We start from the raw sequence: 2,436 nt of genomic DNA, 5'->3' as shown, positions 1-2,436 counted from the left end.
TTTATTTATTTATTTATTTATTTATTTATTTATTTTAACTGACTTGCAAGTACTTATCGAAAATTATTTTGTACACAATTTAAAAATGTATTGTTATGAAAAAGGAAAAATTGAATTTTATGTTAACAGCGATCTTTGCTGCTCTCTTCGGTGTTTTTGTTGGTACTTCACCATTAACTTCATTTGCAAATCAAAAAACGAGCAATGAATTAATGGATGTGAGTTTTTGTAATCATAGTGTTGATGGGGATTCTGGAATAACTAATTTCTGTAGTGTGAATAGATGTGCAATCCTTACAGGGCAAGGACATGGTGTTGGCCCTTGTGGTACCACTGGAGGAGGAGGTCCTTGGTGGTAAATGCTGGAATTAGTTAATAATAAGACCTAATTAAATTCTGTAATCGATTATTTACTGTGGTCACTAGTCGGCTGCTTTTATAGTGGCCGACTACCTTAAAATAATTATTTATGGGAGATTTAAAATTTAAAAAAGAGTGGTTTTTGATATTAGTGATTTTTGGATTGGTTAGTAATTCAATGGGTCAGTCAATAATAACAAAAGTTAGTAAAAGGAACTTTCCTTTAGTTAAAAAAATCAAAGGAGAAGAAATTTTAATTGATGATTACAATCATCATCACCATATTTTTGTGGTTAGTGATTACTTGTTGACTCTTGTAAACAGTGGTCCACATAATTACCATGTTTTTGATAAAAAAACTTACAAATATCTGGGGCCAATAGGGATCAGGGGAGAAGGTCCTAATGAATGGCAAATCCCGCAAACCACCTTAGGACAATATGAAAAAACTAAAGATGGACTGTTATTATGGAATTATGATTATTTACGGGGGAATTTCAATAAAATAAATTTAACAAAAACCCTAGCCTCGAAATCTGCCAAACCTATAATTGAAAATACGATAAGGATCAATATGAGAGAGTTTCCTTATTTTCAGCTTTTTCAAGGGAATAATGGTAAAATTTATGCAACATCTTGGATTTATGAACAGAATAGAGGGCGATTAAAGTATTTTGATCCCATTACAAAGACCTCCAAAAAATCAGAACTTTTCCCCAAAATCAGGAACGCACACCTATTACCTTCAGAGGTTTTAAATTCATTGTATGGTGCTCCTTTTGATAAACATCCTTCCATGGATAAATATGTTCAGGCATTGTTTGTTTTTAATAGGATTGATATTTTCGATGAAAATCTTAAGGTAGTAAAATCTATTGTAGATGGAGATAATTGGCAGGACAATTACTATGATGCTAAGGAAATAAATCCTACAGAAAATTATATTAGACCTAGGATAAATGGTTTTAATGGATTGGCAGTTAGTGAGAATTTTATTTTTGCATTAGAGGCGAAAAGAAATGTTGGTACCGATCAAGAAAAGGAGAATGAAAGTTTTATAAGGGTGTATAATTGGGACGGTAAGCCTGTAGCATTTTTGGAAATTGAACATGATTTGAGTTCTATTGACATAGACGAAGCCAGTGGGATACTTTATGCCACGGATTATACTCATGAATTGGTATTAAAATTTGACATTAATCAAATTTTAAAAAGGTGATAGAATGAGAAAGTTAGGCTATATTTTTTTAGTGGTAGTTTTTAGTATAGTTCTATCAGCAATTATAAAAAATTATCTGGAAAAAGATAATGTAGCCCATCTATCATTTGTTCTCAAAGAACATGATTTTGATACATTACGAGTTCGAGAAGATGCTGAATTCCATTTCATTTATGAAAATATCGGTAAAAAAGACTTGATTATTGAAAGAATCACGACATCTTGTGGTTGTACAATTCCTTATTGGAGCAATATGGCCTTGCCTCCTTTAAATAAGGATAGTATAAAAGTTACCTACGATATTGAAAATAAAGGATATTTTATAAAGGAAATCATGGTGTATTCAAACAGTGAAACTAGTCCAGATCGTTTGGTGGTCAAGGGTTATGTTCCTTTTGATTAAAATTTTGATTTTTTGAATTAAAATCATTCAAGTTCAAATAATTGGAAAAGAGGCTGTATTATTAAAAGGGATAGTCCCATTTTTGTCTGGGAAGGTGTTAGGATTAAATTTCGGATGGACTTTTCTTAAAGCCATAGGAATAGTTCATTAAACTGTGTCTAAGGTTTAATCTTTCTTTCAGCCTAGTATCTTAGTTGGCTTAAGCCAACTAAGATACTAGGCTGAAAATCTAGTTTTTTTGTGGTACCCTCTCCGGGTACAGCTCCATGATTTCCCTCTGGATGGAAGTCCATCCGAATGCTTTTCTTTTCCATGACTTTTCGTTCCGGCTTATCGATAAATAGAGCTGTTTCAACAGTGCTGTTTCTGATGTCCATGCAGCTTTGCTTTTTATCAGTTTTCGCATTATTCTATGCAGCGCCTCTACCGGATTGGTCGTATAGATCATTTTTCG

3 protein-coding genes and 1 pseudogene are annotated in these 2,436 nt (G+C 32.6%); 3 read left to right on the top strand and 1 reads right to left on the bottom strand.

Annotation, left to right across the window (positions count from 1 at the left end; all coding sequences use genetic code 11):
- Positions 1-95: 95 nt before the first annotated feature.
- From B879_RS20570 to B879_RS20560, 3 genes are all read left to right on the top strand, one after another.
- Complete coding sequence (locus B879_RS20570) at positions 96-359, top strand: hypothetical protein (RefSeq protein ID WP_009187156.1); 264 nt, start codon at positions 96-98, stop codon at positions 357-359.
- Positions 360-469: 110 nt separating this feature from the next.
- Positions 470-1,579 (top strand): BF3164 family lipoprotein, encoded by a 1,110-nt coding sequence (locus tag B879_RS20565; RefSeq protein WP_009187155.1) that lies wholly within the window; start codon positions 470-472, stop codon positions 1,577-1,579.
- Positions 1,580-1,583: 4 nt separating this feature from the next.
- A complete protein-coding gene (locus B879_RS20560) occupies positions 1,584-1,982 on the top strand; it encodes a DUF1573 domain-containing protein (protein ID WP_009187154.1) in 399 nt (132 codons plus the stop codon).
- A gap of 229 nt (positions 1,983-2,211) precedes the next feature.
- Here the strand turns inward: B879_RS20560 and B879_RS20555 are convergent.
- Positions 2,212-2,436, bottom strand: a pseudogene (locus B879_RS20555) (IS256 family transposase); the annotation flags it as partial.

Source organism: Cecembia lonarensis LW9 (genome assembly GCF_000298295.1).
GTDB classification, from domain to species: domain Bacteria; phylum Bacteroidota; class Bacteroidia; order Cytophagales; family Cyclobacteriaceae; genus Cecembia; species Cecembia lonarensis.
Note: the sequence above shows the minus strand (reverse complement) of the source record. Positions and strands in the feature narration are given on the sequence as shown.